The 21,954-nt window shown below is 62.4% G+C and carries 23 protein-coding genes, 1 tRNA gene and 1 pseudogene; 17 read left to right on the top strand and 8 right to left on the bottom strand.

All coding sequences use genetic code 11. From position 1 onward, the window contains the following. Position 1 precedes the first annotated feature (1 nt). The 11 genes from AB4136_RS07105 (at position 2) to AB4136_RS07155 (ending at position 10,342) form a co-directional block, all read left to right on the top strand. Positions 2-2,371: a phage tail tape measure protein gene (locus tag AB4136_RS07105; RefSeq protein WP_441930901.1), complete on the top strand. Its 2,370-nt coding sequence runs from the start codon at positions 2-4 to the stop codon at positions 2,369-2,371. Further along, a complete protein-coding gene (locus AB4136_RS07110) occupies positions 2,368-3,618 on the top strand; it encodes a DNA circularization N-terminal domain-containing protein (protein WP_441930903.1) in 1,251 nt (416 codons plus the stop codon). The genes AB4136_RS07105 and AB4136_RS07110 overlap by 4 nt, the downstream gene beginning before the upstream one ends. Further along, complete coding sequence (locus tag AB4136_RS07115; RefSeq protein ID WP_441930905.1) at positions 3,615-4,811, top strand: phage baseplate assembly protein; 1,197 nt, start codon at positions 3,615-3,617, stop codon at positions 4,809-4,811. The genes AB4136_RS07110 and AB4136_RS07115 overlap by 4 nt, the downstream gene beginning before the upstream one ends. After that, positions 4,811-5,203 (top strand): phage baseplate assembly protein domain-containing protein, encoded by a 393-nt coding sequence (locus AB4136_RS07120; RefSeq protein ID WP_441930907.1) that lies wholly within the window; start codon positions 4,811-4,813, stop codon positions 5,201-5,203. Before AB4136_RS07115 ends, AB4136_RS07120 begins: the two co-directional genes overlap by 1 nt. Further along, entirely contained in the window at positions 5,203-5,466 is a 264-nt protein-coding gene (locus AB4136_RS07125) for a PAAR domain-containing protein (RefSeq protein WP_441930909.1), read from the top strand. Before AB4136_RS07120 ends, AB4136_RS07125 begins: the two co-directional genes overlap by 1 nt. A 68-nt stretch (positions 5,467-5,534) precedes the next feature. Continuing rightward, positions 5,535-5,987, top strand: a complete 453-nt coding sequence (locus AB4136_RS07130; RefSeq protein WP_441930911.1) for a phage GP46 family protein — start codon at positions 5,535-5,537, stop codon at positions 5,985-5,987. Next, the gene (locus AB4136_RS07135) at positions 5,987-7,129 is read left to right on the top strand and encodes a baseplate J/gp47 family protein (RefSeq protein ID WP_441930913.1); all 1,143 of its coding nucleotides are present in this window, start codon (positions 5,987-5,989) and stop codon (positions 7,127-7,129) included. The genes AB4136_RS07130 and AB4136_RS07135 overlap by 1 nt, the downstream gene beginning before the upstream one ends. After that, positions 7,126-7,719, top strand: coding sequence for a YmfQ family protein (locus AB4136_RS07140; RefSeq protein ID WP_441930915.1), 594 nt, complete (start codon positions 7,126-7,128; stop codon positions 7,717-7,719). Before AB4136_RS07135 ends, AB4136_RS07140 begins: the two co-directional genes overlap by 4 nt. 3 nt (positions 7,720-7,722) lie before the next feature. After that, positions 7,723-8,691 (top strand): DUF2793 domain-containing protein, encoded by a 969-nt coding sequence (locus AB4136_RS07145; RefSeq protein ID WP_441930917.1) that lies wholly within the window; start codon positions 7,723-7,725, stop codon positions 8,689-8,691. Positions 8,692-8,703: 12 nt separating this feature from the next. Next, on the top strand, positions 8,704-9,375 hold the full coding sequence (locus AB4136_RS07150; RefSeq protein ID WP_441930919.1) for a hypothetical protein: 672 nt from the start codon (positions 8,704-8,706) through the stop codon (positions 9,373-9,375). Positions 9,376-9,514: 139 nt separating this feature from the next. After that, a complete protein-coding gene (locus tag AB4136_RS07155) occupies positions 9,515-10,342 on the top strand; it encodes a DNA adenine methylase (protein ID WP_441930921.1) in 828 nt (275 codons plus the stop codon). Positions 10,343-10,855: 513 nt separating this feature from the next. Here AB4136_RS07155 and AB4136_RS07160 read toward each other — a convergent pair. Beyond that, a tRNA-Met gene (locus AB4136_RS07160) sits at positions 10,856-10,932 on the bottom strand. Between the two features lie 314 nt (positions 10,933-11,246). Here AB4136_RS07160 and AB4136_RS07165 point away from each other — a divergent pair. Then, positions 11,247-12,212, top strand: a complete 966-nt coding sequence (locus tag AB4136_RS07165) for a Gfo/Idh/MocA family protein (RefSeq protein ID WP_024925598.1) — start codon at positions 11,247-11,249, stop codon at positions 12,210-12,212. Positions 12,213-12,240: 28 nt separating this feature from the next. On the opposite strand, the gene mnmA is transcribed toward AB4136_RS07165, so the two are convergent. Next, complete coding sequence (mnmA, locus tag AB4136_RS07170; protein WP_024925597.1) at positions 12,241-13,431, bottom strand: tRNA 2-thiouridine(34) synthase MnmA; 1,191 nt, start codon at positions 13,429-13,431, stop codon at positions 12,241-12,243. 257 nt (positions 13,432-13,688) lie between these two features. Here mnmA and sciP point away from each other — a divergent pair, with 257 nt between their 5' ends. Further along, positions 13,689-13,964, top strand: coding sequence for a CtrA inhibitor SciP (gene sciP / locus AB4136_RS07175; RefSeq protein ID WP_013529904.1), 276 nt, complete (start codon positions 13,689-13,691; stop codon positions 13,962-13,964). A gap of 69 nt (positions 13,965-14,033) precedes the next feature. On the opposite strand, the gene AB4136_RS07180 is transcribed toward sciP, so the two are convergent. Further along, on the bottom strand, positions 14,034-14,960 hold the full coding sequence (locus AB4136_RS07180; RefSeq protein ID WP_441930925.1) for an NADP-dependent oxidoreductase: 927 nt from the start codon (positions 14,958-14,960) through the stop codon (positions 14,034-14,036). 89 nt (positions 14,961-15,049) lie between these two features. On the opposite strand from AB4136_RS07180, the gene AB4136_RS07185 reads away from it, so the two are divergent. Continuing rightward, positions 15,050-15,436 carry a winged helix-turn-helix transcriptional regulator gene (locus AB4136_RS07185; protein WP_024925595.1) on the top strand — a complete coding sequence of 129 codons (387 nt, stop codon included), beginning with the start codon at positions 15,050-15,052 and terminating at the stop codon, positions 15,434-15,436. 43 nt (positions 15,437-15,479) lie between these two features. Here the strand turns inward: AB4136_RS07185 and AB4136_RS07190 are convergent, their stop codons facing one another. Further along, positions 15,480-15,857, bottom strand: a complete 378-nt coding sequence (locus AB4136_RS07190; RefSeq protein WP_024925594.1) for a flagellar export protein FliJ — start codon at positions 15,855-15,857, stop codon at positions 15,480-15,482. Positions 15,858-16,305: 448 nt separating this feature from the next. Between AB4136_RS07190 and ctrA the strand changes: the two genes are divergently transcribed. Further along, a complete protein-coding gene (gene ctrA, locus AB4136_RS07195) occupies positions 16,306-17,001 on the top strand; it encodes a response regulator transcription factor CtrA (RefSeq protein ID WP_024925593.1) in 696 nt (231 codons plus the stop codon). A gap of 74 nt (positions 17,002-17,075) precedes the next feature. Here ctrA and AB4136_RS07200 read toward each other — a convergent pair. Together AB4136_RS07200 and chpT are read right to left on the bottom strand one after the other, a co-directional pair. After that, a pseudogene (locus AB4136_RS07200) lies at positions 17,076-17,432 on the bottom strand (response regulator); the annotation flags it as partial. Positions 17,433-17,626: 194 nt separating this feature from the next. Continuing rightward, complete coding sequence (gene chpT, locus AB4136_RS07205) at positions 17,627-18,256, bottom strand: histidine phosphotransferase ChpT (RefSeq protein WP_024925591.1); 630 nt, start codon at positions 18,254-18,256, stop codon at positions 17,627-17,629. Positions 18,257-18,640: 384 nt separating this feature from the next. On the opposite strand from chpT, the gene AB4136_RS07210 reads away from it, so the two are divergent. Further along, positions 18,641-19,162, top strand: coding sequence for a DUF1134 domain-containing protein (locus AB4136_RS07210; RefSeq protein WP_244431141.1), 522 nt, complete (start codon positions 18,641-18,643; stop codon positions 19,160-19,162). A gap of 137 nt (positions 19,163-19,299) precedes the next feature. After that, positions 19,300-20,538 (top strand): hypothetical protein, encoded by a 1,239-nt coding sequence (locus tag AB4136_RS07215; RefSeq protein ID WP_024925589.1) that lies wholly within the window; start codon positions 19,300-19,302, stop codon positions 20,536-20,538. A gap of 55 nt (positions 20,539-20,593) precedes the next feature. On the opposite strand, the gene AB4136_RS07220 is transcribed toward AB4136_RS07215, so the two are convergent. Both AB4136_RS07220 and AB4136_RS07225 read right to left on the bottom strand, forming a co-directional pair. Further along, entirely contained in the window at positions 20,594-21,397 is an 804-nt protein-coding gene (locus AB4136_RS07220; RefSeq protein WP_024925588.1) for a TrmH family RNA methyltransferase, read from the bottom strand. A 189-nt stretch (positions 21,398-21,586) separates the two neighbouring features. Then, positions 21,587-21,925, bottom strand: coding sequence for an ArsR/SmtB family transcription factor (locus AB4136_RS07225; RefSeq protein ID WP_024925587.1), 339 nt, complete (start codon positions 21,923-21,925; stop codon positions 21,587-21,589). Positions 21,926-21,954: the final 29 nt, after the last annotated feature.

The raw sequence follows: 21,954 nt of genomic DNA on the forward strand, positions 1-21,954 counted from the left end.
CGTGTCCGGCAGGTCGATGGCTTTGGATGTGTTGGTGCGGCTCCGGGACCATCTCTCGGGGCCGCTGCGCTCGCTCAAGAATAACCTGTCCAGCCTGGTTGGCTTCGCCCGCAAGATCGGTGTGCTGGGCGCCGCCGTCGCCGGCATCTCCTTCATGGGACCGATCCAGGAAGCGGCGGCTTTCCAGCAGAAATTGCTAGACATAGCCGGCACCGCGGAACTGACCGGCAAGGCTGCGTTCGCCTTCGTCGACCAGGCGGAAATCCGCTACGACGCCCTTGCCATCAAGATCGGCCAGCACTCCGACACCATCGCCGACGGCGTCGGGCAGATGATCGCGGCTGGCGTGGCCCCGAAGCTGATCGACGCCACGATCGCCGATATCGGCCGCGCCACCACAGCCGCGAACGCCAGTTTCTCCGACATGTCCGGCGTCGGCGTTTCGATGCTCAACAATCTGAAGCTGCCGGCCGACCAGATGCGCGACAGCCTCGGCGCCCTGGTCGTGGCGGGTAAACTCGGTTCGTTCGAGCTGAAGGACATGGCCGCCAGCTTCCCGAACCTCACCAGCGGCGTCGCCAAGTTCGGCGTCAAGGGTCGCGAGGCCGTCAACTTCCTGGCGTCCGCTCTTCAGATTGCGCGCAAAGGTACGGCTGATCCGGCGGCGGCTGCCAACAACCTGTCGAACTTCCTCGACAAGGCGCTGGCGCCGCTGACCAAGAAGAATTTCGAAAAGCATGGCGTCGACATTGAAGCCGTGATGATGGACGCCGCCGCCAAGGGCATCAACCCGATCGAGGCGGTGATCCAGAAAATCGGCAAGCTGACCGGCGTCAACGAAACCCAGATCGCCACCTTCATGAAGAAGGCGAAACAGAACGGGCTTGAAGGCGCCGAGGCGCTCGGCTTTGTGCGCGAGCAGCTGGAGGCGATCGGCGCGGCCGGCAAGATCGGCGAGCTGTTCCAGGACAAACAGGTGCTCGACTTCCTGGTGCCGTTCCTCGCCAACATCGAGGAGTACAAGGATATCAAGTCAAAGGTGGCAGCCGCGACGGGCGCGGTCACTGACGCGGACTTCGATACCCAGATGGCCGGCATCAACCGCCAGCTGACCATATTCCGGGAAGTCGGAACACAGGCTGTGCGCTTCGTCGGCATGGCGTTCGCGCAGTGGCTGCCTTCGATGAACGAGTGGGCGATTGCTGCCCTGGGCTGGCTTCGCGAATTCGACCAGACGAGCGGCGGCATGGCCAGCCAGTTGCTGGTTTACGCCGGTGCCGGCCTCATGGTCGCGGCGGCACTTGGCGCCATCGGGTTTGTGCTGCCAATCGTGGGAGCTGGTTTCGCCGTTGTGTTCGGGCCGCTTCGTCTGTTGACGCGCGGCATGACCGGGCTCCTGCGATTGTTGCCGCGTGCTGGCCGTGCCCTTGTCGATTTCTTCCGGGGCTGGTCGTCACTGGCGCGCGGGCTTGGCTACAGCAATGTCGCCGGCCTGTTCCGCTCGGTATTTGCCGCGCTGCCGCGCGAGGCGATGAGTGCTTTGCGGCGGCTCGGCCCGGTGTTGCGCGGCTCGGTGGCTGCCGGCTGGATGATCCCGCTGGCCTTCGACTTCATCGACGACATGGGGCGTACACCCGAGCAGCGCCTTGAACAGATCGCGAAGAACCACGCTGCCTATCGCGATCTCGAAAAGCGCGTCGATCAAAGCAGCTTCGGCCAGTGGTGGCAGGGGGTGAAAGACAGCGCCAACAGCATGATGGGTCTCGAACAAGGCGAGGTTCCGGCCGAGGTATTTGCGCGAAAGACAATCGACGCGCTGAACGGTCTCAAGCAGTTTCTTACCCAGCCGATCGACTGGCAGAACGTGCTGCCGAAGAATGTAGTTGAGGCGTACAACAAGGTGATAAGCGTCGTCGAAAACTTGAAGTCTTCCCTCGAGGGCTTTGCCGAATGGCTATCGGATTTTACGCTGCCCACAATCAACCTGAACCCGTTCAGTTGGGGCAGTTCGGCGAAGTCCGGCGACATCTTGCCGAACGGAACGCCAGCTGGCGACCAGAACAAAGTTGACCCCAGCGGTATGTCGGAGGACCGCGATCGGGCGCTTCAGGATTTCCTGACGCCGCCGCGCCCGCCTGCGAACAACAACAAACAATCGTCGGTGCAACCTACTGATGGCAACCGCTCACCCCTTCGGCCGGCCACCGACAGCCGCTTCGCCGCGATTGCCGCGCCGGTGCGCCAGGATGTCAATGTTGGCGGTGCTGTGCGCATCGTGGTCGACGGGCCGGCCAAGGTCGCCAGCGTCGCTTCGGATAACGCTGCCGTGCCCGTCGAGGCCAGCAGCGGGCGCATGGTGGGCCGGGTATGATCATCGACAGCGTCGCCCACGTCCTGCCGGGCTGCCTGCCGGCGTCCTATCGCGGCATCGGCTTCTTCGTCCCGGATACGTCGACCGAGGCCGGCCGGCGTGTCGCCGAAAGCCTGTTTCCGGGTACCGATCGCGCCGCCTATGACGATCTCGGGCTGCGTCCTGCGGTCATCTCGCTTGAGGGCCTGATGGTCGGTGACGACTACGTCGCCCAGGCGCGCGATTTGCAGGCGCAATTCGAGCGGCCCGGCCCTGGCACGCTGATCCATCCATGGCTTGGCGCGATGACCGTCATCCTGGAGGAGCCGGCCGAGATCTCGTTCTCCGCGAGCGAGTTGCGCGTCGCGCGCTTCCACGTCTCCTTCAAGCGCGTTCGAGCTGGCTTCAACGGCCTGTTTCAATCCACGGCCGCTACCCTGCTCGGGGCAGCGTTGAACTTCGCCTCGGCGATCATGGCGCTGGGCAGCTCACCCGCCAGCCAGACGATTTCGCGGGTGCAGGATCTGGCGACACAGCGATCGACGCGACTGCTTAAGAGTGAGTGGCTGGCGCTCCCGGCCGGCAGCGCCGCCGCCGTTGTTCGGTCCGCCTTGCCGCAATCCGTGCCGGCTGGTCCGGTTGCCTTCACCAGCGCAGTCATGGCCGTGACCGATACGGTCGTTCGGCAATTGCCAGGCAACCAGGCCTCGGCCGTGGCGCCTGCGGCGGAGGCCCCGGTTTCGACGGCTTCGGTTACGCCTGCCCAGCTCGTCGACCTGTTCGCGGCTGCCGCGTTGCGGTTCACGGACGAGCAAGCCGATGCGCCATCGGCCGCCGATGGTGTTCTTCTGCTTACCGCAGCCGGTGATCCGCTGGGCAAGGCGGCCGCCTTGTCGGTCCAGGTCGAGCATGCCAACCGCGAGGACGCCCAGATACTGCGCGCCAGGCTTACTGGCGCCATCGACAATTTCACCGATGCGCTCGCCGCCATCGATGACATCCACTTCGCCGCCGTCACCACCGCCGCCAGCCGCGCCGCGAGCGCCTTGCGCGCCGCCGTGATTGCCGACATCAACGAGGCGATCGGCCGGCTGCCCGCATTGATCGTGCGCACCTACGACACCGAGACCGATGCTTACGCGGTTGCCAATGATCTTTATGGCGACCGGCCGGAAGCGATCGAGGCCGGCTATCGCTCACTGGTCGAGCGCAACCGGCCGAGACATCCGGCCATGTTGCCGGCCGGACGCATCGAGGCGCTTAAATGAGCCTCACGCTGCAGGTAGACGGCGTCCTCTATGAGGAGTGGACCCAGGCCGAGGTCACGAGGAACCTGAAGGACTTTTCCGGGTCGTTTTCCTTCACGCTGCGCGATGGCGTTCGCTCGATCTCCACCTTCGATTACGCATCGCCTCGGGCGATCTTCAAGGTGCGGCCCGGAATGGAGGTCAAGTGTTTCGCCGACGGCACCCTGGTCCTGCACGGCTACATCAAGAAAGTGGAGCCCGAGATTGACGAGAGCGTAGCCGAAGTCAGCATTTCGGGTGAGGACAAGGCCGGCGACCTGATCGACTGCGCTGCCGCTCCCGAAGGTCCGGGCGAGTTCACGAACATCAAACTGGAAGATGCCGTCAAACGCATCGCGGCACCGTTCGGCCTGGACGTGCGGACCGAGATTGACACCGGCAAGCCGTTCCCGCGCTATGCCCTGGATCTCGGCGAGACCGGGCACTCGGCGATCGAGAAGGGCGCGCGCCAGCGGCACGCGCTGGTGATGAGCGACGGCGTCGGCGGCATCGTCATCACACGCACCGGCGCCAGGCGCGCGCCGGCCGACCTCAGCCTGCCGGGCAATGTGAAAGCATCGCGCGCAACCTTCAGCCATGAGGGCCGTCACTCCAAGACGATCGTGCGCGGCCAGGGCGAAAAGGCCAGTGGGCAGCGGGACAGCCGCGCCGCGCCGCTGACACCGGCAACAGCTCCGGCCGAGCCGGGCAATCGGCAACCGGGCGATGGCTCGGCCTATGAACGCGAGCGGCGCGGCACCGCCACCACCGGACGCGCCGCCGATCCTGAGATCGAGCGGTATCGGCCGATCGTTCATCTTGCGCGCACTCAGGCCGACGAACAGTCCGCCAATGACGAGGCCGACTGGCGCATGCGCACCGCGCGCGCCAACGCTGAAGAGGCCAACTATCGCGTCCACGGTTTCTCGGTCGGCGGCCGCGTCTGGCGGGTCAACGAAATGGCCTTCGTCTCCGATGCCTTCCAGGGCATCGAGCGCGACATGCTGATTTCGACGGTGACGTTCCGAAAGGACGAGAACGGCGAGGAAACCGAGCTGACCGTCACTTCGCCGGAAGCCTACGACAAGAAGGCCGCCGGCTCGCGGCGCCAGAACCTGCAGAACAAGAAGAGCGCGGGCTCATCCAAGCTCGACGGAACAGCGGAGAAACTGTGATGGACAAGGAAACGGCCGACAAGACGCGCGGCATGATCCGGCGCTCGGTGCTGAAGAACGTCCGCGACGATGGCGAGACCCAACGCTGCTCGGTCGAGGTCGCCGACGGGATCTGGCGCGACGATGTCGAAATCCTGCAGCCATTCGGGTTTGCATCGTCGGTTCCCGAGGATGGCGCGCTGGCGATCGTGCTGTCGGTCGGCGGCGACGAAGGCGACCTGGTCGTCTTGCCTGTCGCCAATCCGTCGAAGCGCATGGGTGGCCTGAAGCCCGGCGAAGTCGGCATGTACAACGCCTATGGCGACAAGATGGTCATGAAGGCGGGCGGCGCGCTTGAAGTGGGCAGCGGTGCGAGCATTTCGATGAAGACCGCTGCCGGGCACCTCGAATAGTGCCGTTAATCGTCCGCCTCGGCGACAGCTCCGATCACGGCGGCGCCGTCATCTCCTCCGCATCTAAGTGGACATGCGAAGGCGTTCTGATCGCCCGCAAGGGCGACATGTTCAGCTGTCCGATCCCGGGGCATGGCGTCAACCCGATCGTCACCGGATCGGGCAAGTGGAAATGCGAAGGCATGCCGATCGCGCGCCAGGGCGACAAGACGGCATGCGGCGCCAGTTTGATTTCCGGTGCCAGCAAATGGGATTGCGTCTAGCCCGATCCAGTCCCATGCCCGCCGTGGCGGGCATGATCCGGGACACGCGCGCGCGGTAAATCCGCACCATGTTCTTCGATATCGCGCTGACCTACGATCCGTCGACGCGCCGCTGCGATCTCGCGGTCGGCGACGATGGCGATCTGGTAATCGACGAAACCTCGATCACGCCGGTGCTGCTGTCGATCGGACTGGATCGCCGCGCGGCTCCCGACGATCCGTTGCCACAGGCCCGTTCCGAATTCCTGACTTCATCTTTCGCGGAACGCCGCGGCTGGTCCGGCGACGGGCTTGACCTGCGCGGAGAACGTGTCGGCTCGCGCCTGTGGCTGCTCGACAGGGCCAAGCAAACCGAGGCCACCCGATTGCTGTTCCAGCTCTGGCTGGAAGAGGCGCTGGCTTGGGCCGAACCGGAAACCGGCAATCCGGCCGAGCTGGACGTTTCGTGGGTGCGTCCGCAAACCCTCGGCTATCGCATCCTGGTGGCCGACGCGGCCCTGTCGATCGCGGGGGCGCGCTGATGGCCTGGCTGATCCCGAAAGCCGGGGCAATCGCGGAAAGGATCGCCGGCTCCCTCGAAAGTCTCATTCTTGCGATACGGCCGGACGTTGATCCGATTGCTTTGTCGCGCGCGGTTCGTTCGCCACGTGGCATGTTCGCCATACTCGGCCGAGCTGTCGCCATGGAGGTGCGCGAGATCCACGACCACATCGCCTGGTGGAGCCGGCAATACTTTCCCGACACCGCCGAAGACGAAATGGCCGACCGCCATGCCTCGATCTGGGGCGTCGAAAAGCGTCCGGCCACCTTTGCCGTCGGCAGCGTGACGGTGGAAGGCGTGGCCGGCACGCCGCTGCCGTCCGATCTGGAGTTTGCGGCTTCCGATGGCGTCGCCGTGAAATCCACGGCCGCTGCGGTCATTGGTGTGGGCGGCACGGTTTCTATCCCCGTCATTGCCCTGGTGAGCGGGCAGGCCGGCAACATAGCCGCAGGCATCAGGCTTCGCGCGGCTACGCCTTTCCCCGCCATCAGCCGCGTGACCGTGGACGCGGCCGGCCTGGCCGGTGGCGCGCCGGAAGAAACACCGCGCGAACTCAGTGCCGCGACCATCGCCCACATTCGACAGCCGCCGCATGGTGGCGCCGGCTTCGACTATCCAGAATGGCTGCGCGCCGCCTTCGACGTGCGCGCCGTCGCTGTTGTCACCGACTGGATCGGCCGGGGATCGGTCGGCGTGATCGTGGCGATGAAAGACGGTCTCTTCGGCAGGCCGCCCACCGTCCCCGAGCAAGGCGCTATGCTCGCCTATCTCGGCCCGCCTGGTTCCGTGACCGGATTGCGTCCGGTGACCGCCAATGTGGTCGTGGTTCCCGTGGTGATCGAAGCCGTGCCGATCTCGATCCGTTTGCGGCCGGACACGCCAGCAACGCGCGCCGCGATCACCGCTGCCTACATGCGTTTCGTCGCCACGATCGGCAACGAGGAAGACGCCCAGAATGCCGGACCGATCGGGGCGCGTATCGAACCGTCGCGGATCTCGGAGGCGCTGTCGGCGGCCGCTGGCGAGTACGCACATGATCTCGTCGTCCCCGCCGCAGCCTTCACTCTCGACCGCGATCACTACCCGGTGCCCGGCGCCATCACCTTCCTGGCCGCGCCATGAGCAGGGTTGTCGCAACCATCCTTCGCAGCCTGATCGGCAAATTGCCGGTCGGCTGGGTGCTCGCCGGCCGAGGCGGCGTGCTGGACGCGCTGCTGGAGGCCTTGGCGCAACCCTTCGCGGATGCCGAGGACGAGGCCGAGGAACTGATGCGCGAGATCGATCCGCGCACGGCCGTTCGGCTGTTGCCGGATTTCGAGCGCGTGCTGGGGCCTGATCCCTGCGGCCGCGATCTTGGCAACAGGACACTGGCGCAGCGCCAGCGCCAGGCGCATCAGCGCTGGACAGCAAGGGGCGGACAGTCGATCCCGTATTTTACCACCTTTGCGGCGATGCTCGGCGTCACGATCCAGATCAACGAGTTCTGGCCGTCCAAGGCCGGATACATGCGTGCCGGCATGCGGCTCGTTCCGAATGGCGAACAGTTCACCTGGCGGGTGCGCCTGACGCTCACCGGCCAATGGTGGTTCCGCGCCGGCCAGAACCAGGCGGGCGACCGCCTCGGCGGTTTCACCCTTTCCGACATCGAATGCGAGCTGCGGCGGCTGAAGCCCGCGCATACGCAGATCGTCTTCTCTTACAATGGAGCTTGACCGATGGATCGCATCAACGGTGCCGACTGGGTCAATATTGGCGGCGGCAAGCGCGGCTTTCGCGACCAGAATGCCGCTGCCGGCCTGGAAGGCACGGCACTGGTGGCGCTGTGGCTGAACGACATCCAGGAGAACCTGTTCAAGGTCATCGAGGATGAAGGGCTGGCGCCTGCGGCCGGCGACTGGAGCCTGTTGCAGAAGGCGCTGCGGCGCATGACACGCGGCGGCCGCGCGGACCTGACCATCAACGGCTTTCAGTCGGCGCCGCCGGGCGCGCCGGCCGACAACCAGATTTACATCGTGCAGCCGACAGGAACCGGTGCCTGGGCCGGCCGCAACAATTACATTGCCCAATGGTCGGGCGGTGTCTGGTCCTTCTCGCTGCCCTTGACGGGCATGATCGTGAATTACTGGTCGGGCGGCACGAAAATTTTGCAGTTCGACGGCTCGCAATGGGTTTCGCTGCCCGGAACGGTGGCCGAGATCGAAGCCGCCACGCCCAACAAGATCGTCATGGCCGACCAGATGCGCGCGGCGCGCTCTCCCTACTTCATCCTCAGTGCGGGAGCCGCGACGCAATCCATCCCCAGCAACACCAACGCCACGTTGACGAATATGGCCAGCACCATTTCGTCCTTCCTCTCGGACCCGGCATCGACGGTCACCGGTTCGAAATTCACAGTCGGTGCAAAGGACGCAGGCGCGTGGATTTTCATGGGCTACACGGCCCTGGTGCTCGGCACGGTGGCATCGGGCGGGACGGATTTCCGTCTGTCCGTGGCTCGCAACGGCTCGACCGGCCCCTTCCAGGGCCAGCCGATCTCGGCCGTGAACACCTACGGCAACTCGATCACCCAGCCCTTTACCGTGACCGCCGGTGACGTGATCGAACTTTCGGTGTTCCACAATACCGGCGCCGCTCGCAACGCCAGCTCGACCCAGCTGGCAGGCTTCCGCATCGGCGGCGCGTAATAGGAGACCACCATGGCTGATGAAGAGCAGATCCCGGAGGAAGAAATCTGGCAGCCCGATCCGCTGCCCGAGGAAGAACCGGACTACGAGGAATTCGAGCTGTCGGCCGAGGATGCTCGTGCCGTCAAGGCGCATCCCGAAGCGTCGGAGTTCGGCTTGCCCTATATCGACGGCAAGCTGCGCGCCCGCCTCGACGTGGCGGATGCCGTTCGCGATCTGATCGACCGGTTGCCCGAGTATCGCAAACATCGGATCGCGATCGGCCTGGAGGATGTCTGCGCACTCACGAGCCATCCGAGTTTGGCCGGTGCGGACCTTGCTTATGTCGATGGCGTGCTGCTCGTGCCGCCGGAACATGTCGACCAGGTTGAGCTGCTGATGGGGCGGCTGGGCGAGCTGAGGGCCGCAGCGGCGCAGCCGCAGTTCCGGCAGGCCATCCAGGCCCATATCGACGGTCTCGCTCAGTCGCGCAACTACAACGACGGCGGCTCACTGGCGGGCTATCGCGGCAGTTCCGTACCCGCCTGGGCAGCGGAAGCCGAGGTGTTTTGCACCTGGCGGGATAATGTCTGGGTCTACGCCTATGCCGAGATGGACAAGGTGCGCGCCGGAACGCGCGAGATCCCGACCATCGACGCGTTCATCGCCGAACTGCCAGCGATCGTCTGGCCGGAACCGGCGTAGGGGACGGACGGCCCGATCTTGCGATCGGGACGGCGGGCCAGCCGGCAAGCATCAACCCGCCCAACAGCGATCAGAGATAACCGTCGCGTCCGAGCCCTTTCGGGCAAGCGGAGCGTGACTGATTCTCGAAGGCCACAACATGAGCATTGAGGCAGACTTCACAGCCGTTGAACCCGTCCACCCTCCAGCGGCCTATATCGGAGGCAAACGCAGGCTGGCCGCCCGTCTCGTCGAGCGGATTGAGGCCGTTCCCCATCGCACCTATGCCGAGGTTTTCGTGGGTATGGGCGGGGTGTTTTTCCGACGCCGCGCGCGGCCGCGTGCCGAGGTTATCAACGACCGCAATGGCGAGGTGGCCAACCTTTTTCGCATCCTGCAGCGCCACTATCCGCAGTTCATGGATACCTTGCGCTTCCAGCTCTCCGGGCGCCGTGAGTTCCAGCGCCTGCAGGCGAGCGATCCCACGACGCTGACCGACCTGGAGCGCGCAGGTCGGTTCCTCTACCTCCAAAAGACGGCGTTTGGCGGCAAGGTCGCAGGGCAGAACTTTGGCGTTTCGCCGAGTGAGACAGCGGGCTTCAATCTGACGCGGCTCGAACCGCTGCTGGCTGACATCCATGATCGCCTTGCCGGCGTCGTAATCGAATGCCTGGACTGGCACGCATTCATCGACCGCTATGATCGACCCGAGACGCTGTTCTACCTCGATCCGCCTTACCACGGCTCCGAAGGCGACTATGGCGCAGGCCTGTTCGACCGCGATCAGTTTGTGGTCATGGCCGAACGCCTGGCACGCATCCAAGGGCGGTTCATTCTCTCGATCAACGACGTCGACGAAATCCGCGCGATCTTCGCTGCGTTCCACCAGGAACGGGTCGGTCTCACGTATTCGGTGGGCGGCGGCAAGGGGCGGCCCGCGCGCGAGCTGATCGTCTCTAATTTCAAACAGGCTTCGAAGGGGATTTGAGATGACCTTGAGCGTGGCTTGAAGACCAGGGAACGAAAACCGCGTTGCTGACAGAACCGCTGCAAAAATTGACAGATCGCGCGCCGCGCTACACTGTTGCTGCAAAACCGGGTGTCAAAAATTGCAAAACCGCGCGACCGGCTACAACCTGTCCGGATCGCGAGGGCGACTACTCACTCCAGGCGGTCGGTTACCATGGCGCTATCGGCCGCTCTTCTCGTTTTCCTGCTGCGATGCACGGTATCCCCTGGCATCGCCGCCCGTCGATAAGGCACTCGAAAAGACTCGCAGATCGATGGGCCAAGGAACGGGCAGCCGTGGGTTTCAGGGATGGCACTTCCGCTTTCGACGGCTGCTTAGTCTTCAAGAAGGCCAACTTTGTTGACCGTCGTAGCTATAGCTGAGCCATTTTGAAAATGGTGTAGGAGTGGTGTGGCGCGATGAAGAGATAGGGAACTAACAAGCTCCGGCCTAGCCATCTGTCGATAACTATCTAATTTTATTTAAGAATTTTGGTAGCGGGAGAGGGACTTGAACCCCCGACCCCAGGATTATGATTCCCGTGCTCTAACCAACTGAGCTACCCCGCCACTGGGTCGGCGCCTCACCGTAGCCGCTTTCGAAGCGGATCGTCCGGCCAGCGCCAAGGTCGCGCGGATATAAGGTGGCGGTACCAATCCTGTCAAGCACGCAGACGTGCAAGTTGGCCCGGCAAATGCGGGTGCGGCGCTGACTTGTGGGAAGGCGGGATCGCCAGTGCCTCGCAAAACAGCGGAAGCATCTGAAAAGACGGCATAACAGGTCCCCGGCGTCTGCGGCGATTGGTGGTGGGGTTGAGTTCGGCGAGGTGCACCGCTATGTCTCAGTCGACGATTTTCGCGCGAAATGCTTGAGTTCCTATTTGATGAAACCGCGTATTGCAGTCCTCGGGTGCGGGTACTGGGGCAGCAACCATATCCGGACGCTGAAAGGGCTGGGCGCACTTCACGCGGTCTCGGACCTCAATCTTGCCCGTGCCGAAGGCTTTGCCAGCGAACAGGATTGCCTGGCGATCGCGCCCGACGACCTGTTTTCGCGGGATGATGTCGACGCCATCGTCATGGCGTTGCCACCGCAGTTCCATGCCAACCTGTCGATCCGCGCTGTCGAAGCCGGCAAGGACGTGCTGGTCGAAAAGCCGATCGCGCTCACCGTGCCCGACGCCGAGCGCGCGGTGCAGGCGGCGAAGGACAATCACCGCGTTTTCATGGTCGGCCATGTGTTGCGCTTCCATCCCGCCTTCGAGAAGTTGAAGGCGCTGGTCGACGAAGGCGAACTCGGCGACATCCGCTATATTCATTCGCACAGGCTTGGCCTCGGCAAATTCCATACCGAGAATGACGCTTTATGGGATCTCGCGCCGCACGACCTCTCGATGATCCTGGCGATCACCGGTACGGCACCGCTCGAGGTGCGTGGGGAAGGGGCCGCGCTTCTCGACCATCTCAGCGATTTCGCGCATGTGCACATGCGCTTTCCGAACGATCTAAGAAGCCATCTGTTCGCATCGCGGCTCAATCCTTATCGCGAACGGCGGCTTACCGTCGTCGGCACCAAGGCGATGGCGGTGTTTGACGATGTCGAGCCGTGGGAGCGAAAGCTGGCCGTCTACCGGCACTCGGTGTGGCAGGACAGCGGCCAATGGGCCTTCACCATGAACGAGCCGTCCTATGTCGAAATCGAGCAGGGCATGCCGCTGACGCGCGAGCTTGAACACTTCATCCACTGCATCGAGACCCGGTCGGAGCCGCGCACCAATGGCGAGGAAGCGATCCAGGTCCTGCGCATCCTGACCGCCGGCACCGTGGTTCACGACGGCAATGCCGGCTGAGGTCAGCTGAACCGAAAGGCCGGCGCTGCTATTCGGCGGCGATGTTGGAAGGTCTTGCGGCCAGCTTGCTCAACATGGCTTCCGCCTCGGCGCCGCGCTCCGACCGCTCGATGAAACCGCCACCGAAGACGCGCGCTTCATTGCCATCGTCGGAATAGAGCACGCAGGCCTGACCCGGCGCGATGCCGGATTCGCCGTCGGCGAGCTCGACCCAGGTGCTGCCGTTGCGGTGATGCAGGACGGCGGGGCGGGGCGGTCGTGTCGAGCGGACCTTGGCGAAGAGTTCGAGCCCACCGGCGGGAATATCGGCCAGCCCGCCGTCGCCAAGCCAATTCATCGAGCGCAGATAGATCTTGTGGGTTTCCAACGCTTCGCGCGGGCCGACGATGACGCGCGAGCGATCGGCATCGAGATGCACGACGTAAAGCGGCTCGCCGGAGGCGATGCCGATGCCGCGGCGCTGGCCGATCGTATAGCGCAGGATGCCCTCATGGCGCCCAAGCACGCGGCCGTCGATATGGACGATGTCGCCCGGATTGGCGGCCGTCGGCTTCAACTTGGCGATGATGTCGGAATATTTGCCCTGCGGCACAAAGCAGATGTCCTGGCTGTCCTGCTTGGTGGCAACCACCAGCCCCATTTCTTCGGCCATCGCCCGAACCTCGGGCTTCGGCAAGCCGCCGAGCGGGAAGCGAAGATAGTCGATCTGCGCCTGTGTGGTGGCAAACAGGAAATAGCTCTGGTCGCGATCGGCGTCGACCGGCCGGTAGAGGGAGCGGTGCGCGCCATTGGCCTTCGAACGAATATAGTGACCGGTCGCCAGCGCGTCGGCGCCGAGGTCCTGCGCGGTCGCCAAAAGGTCGGCGAACTTCACGGTCTGGTTGCAGGAGACGCAGGGGATCGGCGTTTCGCCGGCAACGTAACTCTCCGCGAAGGGATCGATCACAGCCTTGCGGAAACGTTCCTCATAATCGAGCACGTAGTGGGGGATGCCGAGCGTTTCGGAAACGCGCCGCGCATCGTCGATGTCCTGGCCGGCACAGCAGGAACCGGCGCGATGGGTTGCCGCGCCGTGGTCGTAAAGCTGCAGCGTGACGCCGACGACATCGTAGCCTTCGCGTTTCAACAATCCCGCCACCACGGAGGAATCGACGCCGCCAGACATGGCAACGACGACGCGCGTGTTTTCGGGACGTCCGGGAAGGTCCAGGCTGTTCATCATGTCTATTCCGCAAGCCAGCCGCAAAACGGGCAGTCCAGCCTATATAGGGCATGCGGTCCGGGCGCGCCAGCACAAGCCGGGAGCCCCACGCGCATCTCATCCGAAGCGTCGGGCAATTGTATCAAAAGCTTACAGAAAGCCTAACGTGACGTTCACGAACATTACTTATCCATGAGCAACCGCTTAGGCAATTTTTAAAGCTGTGGCGGTACTGTGGCAGGGATTGGTTCTGTGAGTTTTCAGTAGAGAGTACGATGACCGATCTGGTTAGACCGCGAGTCAAATATGTTATCGGGCCTGACGGCAGCCCGCTTACAATTGCCGATCTGCCGCCAACGAACACGCGTCGCTGGGTCATTCGGCGCAAGGCGGAAGTGGTTGCTGCGGTGCGGGGCGGATTGCTCAGCCTCGACGAAGCCTGTCAGCGCTACAAGCTCACCACCGAAGAATTCCTTTCCTGGCAAGCATCCATCGACGAATATGGCCTGGCCGGGCTGCGCACCACGCGCATTCAGCAATACCGGCACTGAGCAGCCGATTCTCGACATCAAAAAAGGCGCGGGTTCCGCGCCTTTTTGTCGTTTAGCCTTGCTTTGGCGTCACATGGTCAGCACGACCTTTCCTGCCGGCTTGGTACCAAGGAACGTATGGGCGGCACCCGCCTGCGCCAGTGGGAATGTCTTCGCCATCTGAACGGCGAGCTTGCCTGCCTCGATCAGGCGGGACAATTCTTCCAGCGCCTCGCGATCCGGCACGACCGAGATGTGTTCGTTGCGGATACCCAGTTCCTTCGCCGTGGCCTTGGCCTTGTCGGAGATGCCGATGAGCGAGATCAGCGTGCCATTGCYCTTCAAGGTCTTGAGCGAGCGTTCGGCGTTCTCGCCGCCGATCGTTTCCAGAACGAGATCGATGTCGTTGGCGACATCGGCAAAATCGGTGGTGGTGTAATCGATCACCTCGTCGGCGCCGAGGCTGCGAACGAAATCCACCTTGGCCGGACTTGTGGTCGCCACGACATGAGCGCCGCGTGCCTTGGCGATCTGAACCGCCAGATGGCCAACACCGCCGGCCGCGGCGTGGATCAGCACGCGTTGGCCATGCTTGATATTGCCGGCACCGACCAAGGCCTGCCATGCAGTCAGACCAGCGAGTGGCAAGCCTCCGGCGTGAGCATGGTCGATCTTCTTCGGCTTGAATGAAAGCTCGGAAGCCGGGGCGATGACGAACTCGGCATAGGCAGCCGCTTCCTTGGGAAACCGCGGCATGCCGAAGACCTCGTCGCCGATCGCGAAATCAGTCACACCGGGACCGATCTGTTCGACAATGCCGGAAATGTCCCAGCCTATGGTATAGGGCGGTTCACCGAGCAAGGGGTACCAGCCTGCGCGCACAGCAATATCGACCGGGTTGACGCCGGCGGCGCGGACCCGGACGAGAACGTCCCCGGCACCTGGAGTTGGGACCGGGCGCGTTACCAGGGTAAGGATTTCGGGACCGCCGACACTGGTCTGGCTGATGGCTTGCATGGAGTGTCTCCTTTGATTTGGATGACACTATAGAAAAGATAGTTGCTACCCATTGTCTAGTATGCACTATTTTGATATATAGGCACCTCATGGATAGTACCTGCGAACCCTATGGCTACGATGCGTTTCGGCGAACCTGTCCGTCGCATGCCGTGCTCGAAATGCTGTCCAGCAAATGGGTCTATCTGACCGTCAGCGCGTTGCGCCATGGGCGCATGCGCAACGGCGAATTGGCGCGCAAGCTGGAAGGTATCACCCCGAAGATGCTGACGCAGACGTTGCGCGTTCTCGAACGCGACGGTCTTGTGCGGCGCCAGGTGTTCCCGGTGATCCCGCCGCATGTCGAATATGAGCTGACTGCGCTGGGGCAAGATCTTGCCGGGCTGCTCGACCAGATCCGTTCCTGGTCTGAGCGGCATGTGCCGGAAATCAGGAATGCGCGTCTGATCGCCGAAAGGGGCAGGGAAGTCGCGTAGGCCTGATCGGTCTATCGACCAGGATAGTCGACGATCAGCGCTTTTAACCGATCATGGCGCTGCGGCCGCCGATTTCGGTCTCACGTGCACGCGAATCACGTGATTCCAACATCTCGGCCTTGGAAAGCTCGGTTTCCGCTTCCGAAAGCTGTGATTCGGCTGCGCTGCGCTGTTGCGCGAGATCCGCCTGCGAATTTCTCAGATTGTCGCGCCGTAGCCGCGCCGCCTTTGCGAAGGTCGGGTAAGCGAAGTGATTGATGTCGGTGATGCCGGCTTTTTTCTCTTCGGCGGTGATCTGGAATTCCAGCTCACCGGCCATGCGTTCGAACTCAGCGATCATCATGTCGAGCTGAAGAAGCTGCCGCCGTTTCTCATTCACCTGAAATTGCTTCAGTCGAACGAGGTTCTCGCGTGACTTCATGATTCGGTACTCCTACCAACGCACACTGCACTATCGCCTCGCTGGCCTTGCGAGGGTGATATCGCACCCGTATTCCCCCGGTTTTCGGACCGCTATGGAAAACAAAATCCTAAAGATTCTTCCAAACGGTAACCATTCGTTTACGGGCATTGTTAATCATACGGGTCAGGCCTTAAGGCCCGGTAAAAATTTCGGCATGGCTGCAGGACACAAGAGGTGAGTCCATAGAGTCGGTTACGGTGCTTTCTTAATGTGCCGATTCAGGATTTGGCTCGATGATTCATCATTGGATTCAAGTGTGTGTGGAAAGGGGTTAAAAAATCTGGTATCGCTTTCGGTGCGAAATTAGGTTTTGTTAACCATTCAATGGCAGCTTCGGCTTAGGCAATCACTGCTCCGGTCCCGGACGGGTCGTGAAAATGGTCCGGCAGCAGAAAAGGGGAATGAAATGCGCGTTCTGCTGATAGAAGACGACAGTGCAACCGCTCAGAGCATCGAACTGATGCTGAAGTCCGAAAGCTTCAATGTCTATACGACGGATCTCGGGGAAGAGGGCGTCGATCTTGGCAAGCTTTATGACTACGACATCATTCTCCTTGATCTGAACCTGCCAGACATGTCGGGTTACGAGGTGCTGCGCACGCTGCGCCTGTCCAAGGTCAAGACGCCGATCCTGATCCTCTCCGGCATGGCCGGTATCGAGGACAAGGTTCGCGGTCTCGGCTTCGGCGCCGACGACTACATGACCAAGCCGTTCCACAAGGACGAACTGGTCGCCCGCATTCATGCCATCGTGCGTCGCTCGAAGGGCCATGCCCAGTCGGTCATCGCAACGGGCGAACTGGTGGTCAATCTCGACGCCAAGACTGTCGAAGTCAGCAGCCAGCGCGTGCATCTGACCGGCAAGGAATATCAGATGCTGGAGCTGCTCTCGCTGCGCAAGGGCACCACGCTCACCAAGGAAATGTTCCTCAACCACCTCTATGGTGGCATGGACGAGCCTGAACTGAAGATCATCGACGTCTTCATCTGCAAGCTGCGCAAGAAGCTCGACGCTGCCTCGGGCGGCCAGAATTACATCGAAACGGTTTGGGGACGCGGCTACGTGCTGCGCGAACCGGAGGACATGCGCGAAAGCGCCTGACCTTTTTCGTAGTCGGTCATCGAAAGACCCGGCGCGCGCCGGGTTTTTTGTTGCGCGGGTGAGGCGCCCTGCGTCTGCATGGCACGAAAGCGGTCGAGCAGCTGCACGCGATTGAAGGGCTTCAGTAGATAACCGTGCGCGCCAGCGCGCTTTGCACGCATAATCGCGCCGAGATCGAGCTCAACCAGAAGCACGATGATCAGAGGCATGGCGGCAGTGCCGAACGAACGGATATGGCCGATGAATTCGGTCAGTTGCATGTCCGGCAATGACGAATCAACCACGATGATGTCGGGCATCTCGGTCGCGCACAGATCGATGGCCGCCGCCCCGGTCGCGGCTTCCGCCACGAACATGCCTTCGCCGCTGAGGATTCGCCTGGCCACCTTGCGAATGACGCTCGACTTATCGACGAACATGCAGCGTTTCATTGTATGTCCCCATTCCCGCCCGCAGGCAGGCCATCCCTAACAGCGCCGATCCTAAACGACGGCGTTTAAGAAGCCGAAAAAGCAATATTTAAAATTTGCACGACACCCGTTGCATCGCGCCGCCGGCACAAATGCCGGCAAGCCCTGTTCCGTTTTTCGGAACGGGCGATGCCGTTGCCTGCATATGGATCGGGTCAGATCGCGACCAGAGCAATCTCTTCGGCGGTAGCGCGGATGGTGATCGTCATGCCGGCCTCGCGTGCGAGAAGCAGCGTGTAATAAGGCTGGACCGAATGCGCGTCGATCGGCTCGTCCGGACGGTTACCGGAGTGGAGCTCGAGAAACTTCGGAGGCACGCGCAGCATCGGGCCGCTCACGGTCAAGGTGAAGCGCGGCTGCTCCTCGAATTCGTCGAGGATCACGGAGAGCCTGCCGCCGCGCGGAATGGCGGCATTGGCGACCAGCACGAGGTTGAGCAGAAGCTTGACCTTGTTCTTGGGCAGCAGGGCGCGGGTGCCCGACCAGGTCAGCTCCGGCTTTTCATTCTTGAGGAAGGCAATCGTCACCGCTTCCGCATCGCCGGTGTCGATCAGCATGCCGGCGGAACCGGCGGCGCCGAATGCGATGCGGGCGAATTGCAGCCGGGCCGAGGCGTTGCGCGCGCTCTGCCGGATCAGGTTCATGGCGTCTTCGTCGGCACCGCCTTCGTCCAAGAGTTCCAGGCCGTTGTTGATGGCACCGACGGGCGAGATGATGTCGTGGCAGACCTTGCTGCAAAGAAGCGCAGCGAGTTCGGCGGGGGTAAGCGTGAAAAGGTCAGCCATGGAAACCTCGAGAAATGAAGCAAGTTCGGACGGACCGTTGCCCGCCGTGCGAATCACGCTCTCCCCCAGTTCCATCTGGATATACGGCGCATTCGGTTGGAGCAACAAATCCGGGAGACAGGTCGGCGTCGAAGAGCGCGTCGCGCCGACCTCGTCGGAAGAAACGGTTCCGACCGGCCTTCGAACCGCCATCATCATGTGAGAGCTTAATGGTTGAAAAACGATTACGGCATAGTTTGCCAGGGAATGGCACCGGAAGCGGCCGATGAGAGTCGCGAGGGTGCGAGGCGTCGGCGAAGGTGCTCCCAGACGGAGATTGGAAGCATGCATTCCCGATTTCGCGATTGGCGCGTCTCCCGCGTCCTCGCTCTGACGATCGCCCTGATGGGCTTTTTCACCCTTTCGCTCCAGGCTTCGTATGCTCAGCAGTATACGTCCCAGGAAATCGTCGATTCGGGCCATAAGTTCTTTGGCGAAACGTCAGGTGGGCTGGCCACGGTCGTCGAGAAAATCTTCTCCACCTATGGCTTGCCGAATGGCTATGTGCTTGGCGAGGAAGGATCAGGTGCCTTTGTCGGCGGTCTGACCTATGGCGAAGGCAAGCTCTACACCAAGAACGCCGGCGACCATAAGGTCTACTGGCAGGGCCCATCGCTCGGCTGGGATTTCGGCGGGCAGGGCTCGCGCGTCATGGTGCTGGTCTACAACCTCGACGACGTCGGCAATCTTTACAACCGTTTCGCCGGTGTCGCCGGCTCGGCCTATGTCATTGCCGGTCTCGGCTTCAACGTGCTCAAGGCCGGGAATGTGCTCTTGGTGCCGATTCGCACCGGCGTCGGCGCGCGGCTGGGCGTCAATCTGGGCTATCTGAAACTGACCCAGCAGCCGACCTGGAACCCGTTCTGAGCTGCAAAGTTATGGTGGTTCGGTGGATTGTGGGGGGAGCAGCCCGACAATCCGCCGAAACACTGGATTTCGAATATAAGGACATGGCAATGTTCTGCTCGCGCGGCTTCGCCGCCGAACCCAACGGATAGGCCCTCTTGGTTCAGTCGATCCTGTTCTTTCTCCTAGGCTTCCTGGTAGCCGGTTTCCTGGTCGTGCTGGTTGCGCCGGCGGCTTGGCGGCGTGCCGGCGTGTTGACCAAGCGGCGCGTCGAGGCGGCGATGCCGCTCACGACCACCGAGATCCAGGCGGACAAGGACAGGTTGCGCGCCGAATTTGCGGTGACCGCGCGCCGCCTGGAGATGGAGGCCAAGGCGCTCAAGGACAAAAGCAATGTCCAGTTCATCGAAATCAATCGGGTCCGCGATGAGCTGAAGCAACTGGCTGGCGAAGGTGCGCGGAAAGATCAGACCATTTCGGCGATGGGGGCAGTTGGCGGCGACTTGCAGGACAAGCTGCAACAACGCGACGCCGAGATCGCGCGCCTTACAGCCCGGGTGACCGAGGTCGAACGGACGATCGCGCAGAAAGCCGAAGAGATCGAAAAGCTCGGACGCATGTATGAAGAGGCCAGCTTCTCTTCCTCGAACCGCCAGATCGAACTGGTGGCGCGCGAATCCGAGATCGAAAAACTGAACAACGACGTTTCCGTTCTGCGAGCGCAGCGCAAGGAAGTCGAGAAGCGGCATCAGGAAATCGCGACGGAAGGCAAGGCCGCGGTCGAGGCGCTGTCGAACGAGAAGAAGAAACTCGCCGACCGGGAAAAGAAGCTGGAGCGCCTGCTGTCGACACTCGCCGATCGCGACGAAACGCTGGATCGGCGCGATCGGGAACTAACGAGGCTTCGTGAGGACATGAAGAAGAACGGTGTGCAGCTCGAGGCTGCCAATCGGGAGCCCGGCGCTGGTGCCGGTGGTGAGCCACGCCGCGACGCGGAGCGGACAGCGGCGCAACTGTCTCCCTTGTTCACCGGTGTCGGTGGAGTTGACACCGAAAAGGTCGTTGCCAAACTCAACAACGACCGCGAACGGCTGGAAGCGCGGCTTGCGACGCTTGCTCGCGAGAACAAGAGATTGCGGGCGGGGCTCTCGGCCTTCGATGCCGGAAAGAGCGGCGGCAACGGCAAGGAACAGCGCGAAGGGGCGCAATTGCGCGAGCAGATGCAGGACCTTGCGGCCGAGGTCGTCAGCCTTGCCGCGGCGCTGGAAGGGCCGAATTCCGAAGTGGCCAAGGTGCTGGCAACCGCTGAAACCAGCTCCGGTCGTGAAGATGGCACGGCAATGCGCAGCATCGCGGAGCGCGTGCAGGCGCTGCAGAAAACGACGTCGCCCAGTTAGTCCGTTTCTGACGGGTCGGTTCGGCTGGATGTGCGGGTGCCGCAGCGGAGCCTCTTCAGAAGCGTCCTGCGGAAAAGTGGTGCAACGCCACCGCGGAGGCCGCTGCGACATTCAAACTGTCGAAATCCCTGACCATGCCGATGCGCAATGTCTGCATCCGGGCCAAAAGGGGCGGCGGCAGGCCTTCGCCTTCCGTTCCGAAAAAAAGCGCTGATCGCTTCGCCGGCCTGACATCGCGCATTTCGCTATCGCCGTTTGGCGAAAGGGCGAGACAGTCGAACCCCTTGGCCACGAGCTCGGCCATCAAATGCACTGGATCGGGAAAACTCGCAAAAGGGACCTTGAGCGCGGCGCCAACAGAAACGCGGATCGCCTTGCGGTAGAGCGGATCGCAGCAGGTTGTGTCCAGAAAAACGGCATCGGCGCCGAAGGCGGCGGCGTTGCGGAATATCGAGCCCAGATTGTCATGGTTGGAGATGCCGACGAGCACGACGATCAAGGCGCATTCCGGCAACGTGTCGAGCAGGTGTTCGGCGCCCTGCAGTTCGCGCCGGCGACCGACCGCCAGGATGCCGCGATGCATCGGAAAGCCGGCGATGCTGTCCATCACCGAGCGGCTCGCAACGTAGATCGGCAGGCCAGGCGGTGCCTTGGCGATGACAGCGTCGAGGCCAGTCAGCCGGTTTTCCAGCACCAGGATGGACTCGACCGGAAAACGCGCGGTGCTGAGCAGCACGTCGAGCACCACCTTGCCCTCGGCGATGAAGCGTCCCTGACGACCGACAAGATCGCGCTCGCGGATGTCTTGATAGGGGGCAACCCGTGGATCGTTCGGGTCGTCGATATTGACGATTTGCATGATGGCCCAGACAGGCTCCACAACGTGCCGCATCACAGGAAGCAGATTGAGCCTGCCTCGACGCACCAGACGCTATAGTCGTGGCTCGTCGTTTGCGGAAGCTGTCACCGTCGGAAGATTTTCTGCCCGGCTTTAGGCGCTGTCCAATGGCCCTGCCATGGCAGGCGTGAGGACAAGCACTGGCCGTGTTCAGCGCGTGGTGTTGTTCACACGTGTCGGCTGTTTGGGTTCCGAGCTGCCGGAGAAGATGGCGCCGAGCGTTGCCAGAAGTTGGCGAACCGCTTCAGAACGGCAGGAATAGTAGATCATCTGCCGATCGCGGCGGGTCTGCACCAGGCCAAAGGCGCGCAGCTTCGCCAGATGCTGCGAAAGGGCCGATTGGCTGAGATCGACTTTTTCGGCGATGGTCCCCACCGTCAACTCGTCATCGACGAGATGGCTCATGATGGCGAGCCTCTTCTCATTGCCCATCAGGGTGAGAAAAGCGGCGGCGGTTTCGGTGTCGCTGATCAAGTTTTCTGAAAGCATCGTTGCCCCATATCTCTTCGTCTCAGGCG

Source organism: Mesorhizobium sp. 2RAF21 (assembly GCF_052115345.1).
Classification (GTDB): Bacteria; Pseudomonadota; Alphaproteobacteria; order Rhizobiales; family Rhizobiaceae; genus Mesorhizobium; species Mesorhizobium terrae.

Bases quoted from the DNA above. Each gene is read 5' to 3' on its own strand.
- AB4136_RS07115 (WP_441930905.1), top strand. From the start codon at position 3,615: ATGAGCCTCACGCTGCAGGTAGACGGCGTCCTCTATGAGGAGTGGACC.
- AB4136_RS07145 (WP_441930917.1), top strand. From the start codon at position 7,723: ATGGATCGCATCAACGGTGCCGACTGGGTCAATATTGGCGGCGGCAAG.
- AB4136_RS07190 (WP_024925594.1), bottom strand. From the start codon at position 15,857: ATGAAGTCACGCGAGAACCTCGTTCGACTGAAGCAATTTCAGGTGAAT.
- ctrA (WP_024925593.1), top strand. From the start codon at position 16,306: ATGCGCGTTCTGCTGATAGAAGACGACAGTGCAACCGCTCAGAGCATC.
- AB4136_RS07210 (WP_244431141.1), top strand. From the start codon at position 18,641: ATGGGCTTTTTCACCCTTTCGCTCCAGGCTTCGTATGCTCAGCAGTAT.
- AB4136_RS07140 (WP_441930915.1), top strand. From the start codon at position 7,126: ATGAGCAGGGTTGTCGCAACCATCCTTCGCAGCCTGATCGGCAAATTG.
- AB4136_RS07165 (WP_024925598.1), top strand. From the start codon at position 11,247: ATGAAACCGCGTATTGCAGTCCTCGGGTGCGGGTACTGGGGCAGCAAC.
- AB4136_RS07155 (WP_441930921.1), top strand. From the start codon at position 9,515: ATGAGCATTGAGGCAGACTTCACAGCCGTTGAACCCGTCCACCCTCCA.
- mnmA (WP_024925597.1), bottom strand. From the start codon at position 13,431: ATGAACAGCCTGGACCTTCCCGGACGTCCCGAAAACACGCGCGTCGTC.
- AB4136_RS07185 (WP_024925595.1), top strand. From the start codon at position 15,050: ATGGATAGTACCTGCGAACCCTATGGCTACGATGCGTTTCGGCGAACC.
- AB4136_RS07110 (WP_441930903.1), top strand. From the start codon at position 2,368: ATGATCATCGACAGCGTCGCCCACGTCCTGCCGGGCTGCCTGCCGGCG.
- chpT (WP_024925591.1), bottom strand. From the start codon at position 18,256: ATGGCTGACCTTTTCACGCTTACCCCCGCCGAACTCGCTGCGCTTCTT.
- sciP (WP_013529904.1), top strand. From the start codon at position 13,689: ATGACCGATCTGGTTAGACCGCGAGTCAAATATGTTATCGGGCCTGAC.
- AB4136_RS07130 (WP_441930911.1), top strand. From the start codon at position 5,535: ATGTTCTTCGATATCGCGCTGACCTACGATCCGTCGACGCGCCGCTGC.
- AB4136_RS07120 (WP_441930907.1), top strand. From the start codon at position 4,811: ATGGACAAGGAAACGGCCGACAAGACGCGCGGCATGATCCGGCGCTCG.
- AB4136_RS07220 (WP_024925588.1), bottom strand. From the start codon at position 21,397: ATGCAAATCGTCAATATCGACGACCCGAACGATCCACGGGTTGCCCCC.
- AB4136_RS07150 (WP_441930919.1), top strand. From the start codon at position 8,704: ATGGCTGATGAAGAGCAGATCCCGGAGGAAGAAATCTGGCAGCCCGAT.
- AB4136_RS07225 (WP_024925587.1), bottom strand. From the start codon at position 21,925: ATGCTTTCAGAAAACTTGATCAGCGACACCGAAACCGCCGCCGCTTTT.
- AB4136_RS07135 (WP_441930913.1), top strand. From the start codon at position 5,987: ATGGCCTGGCTGATCCCGAAAGCCGGGGCAATCGCGGAAAGGATCGCC.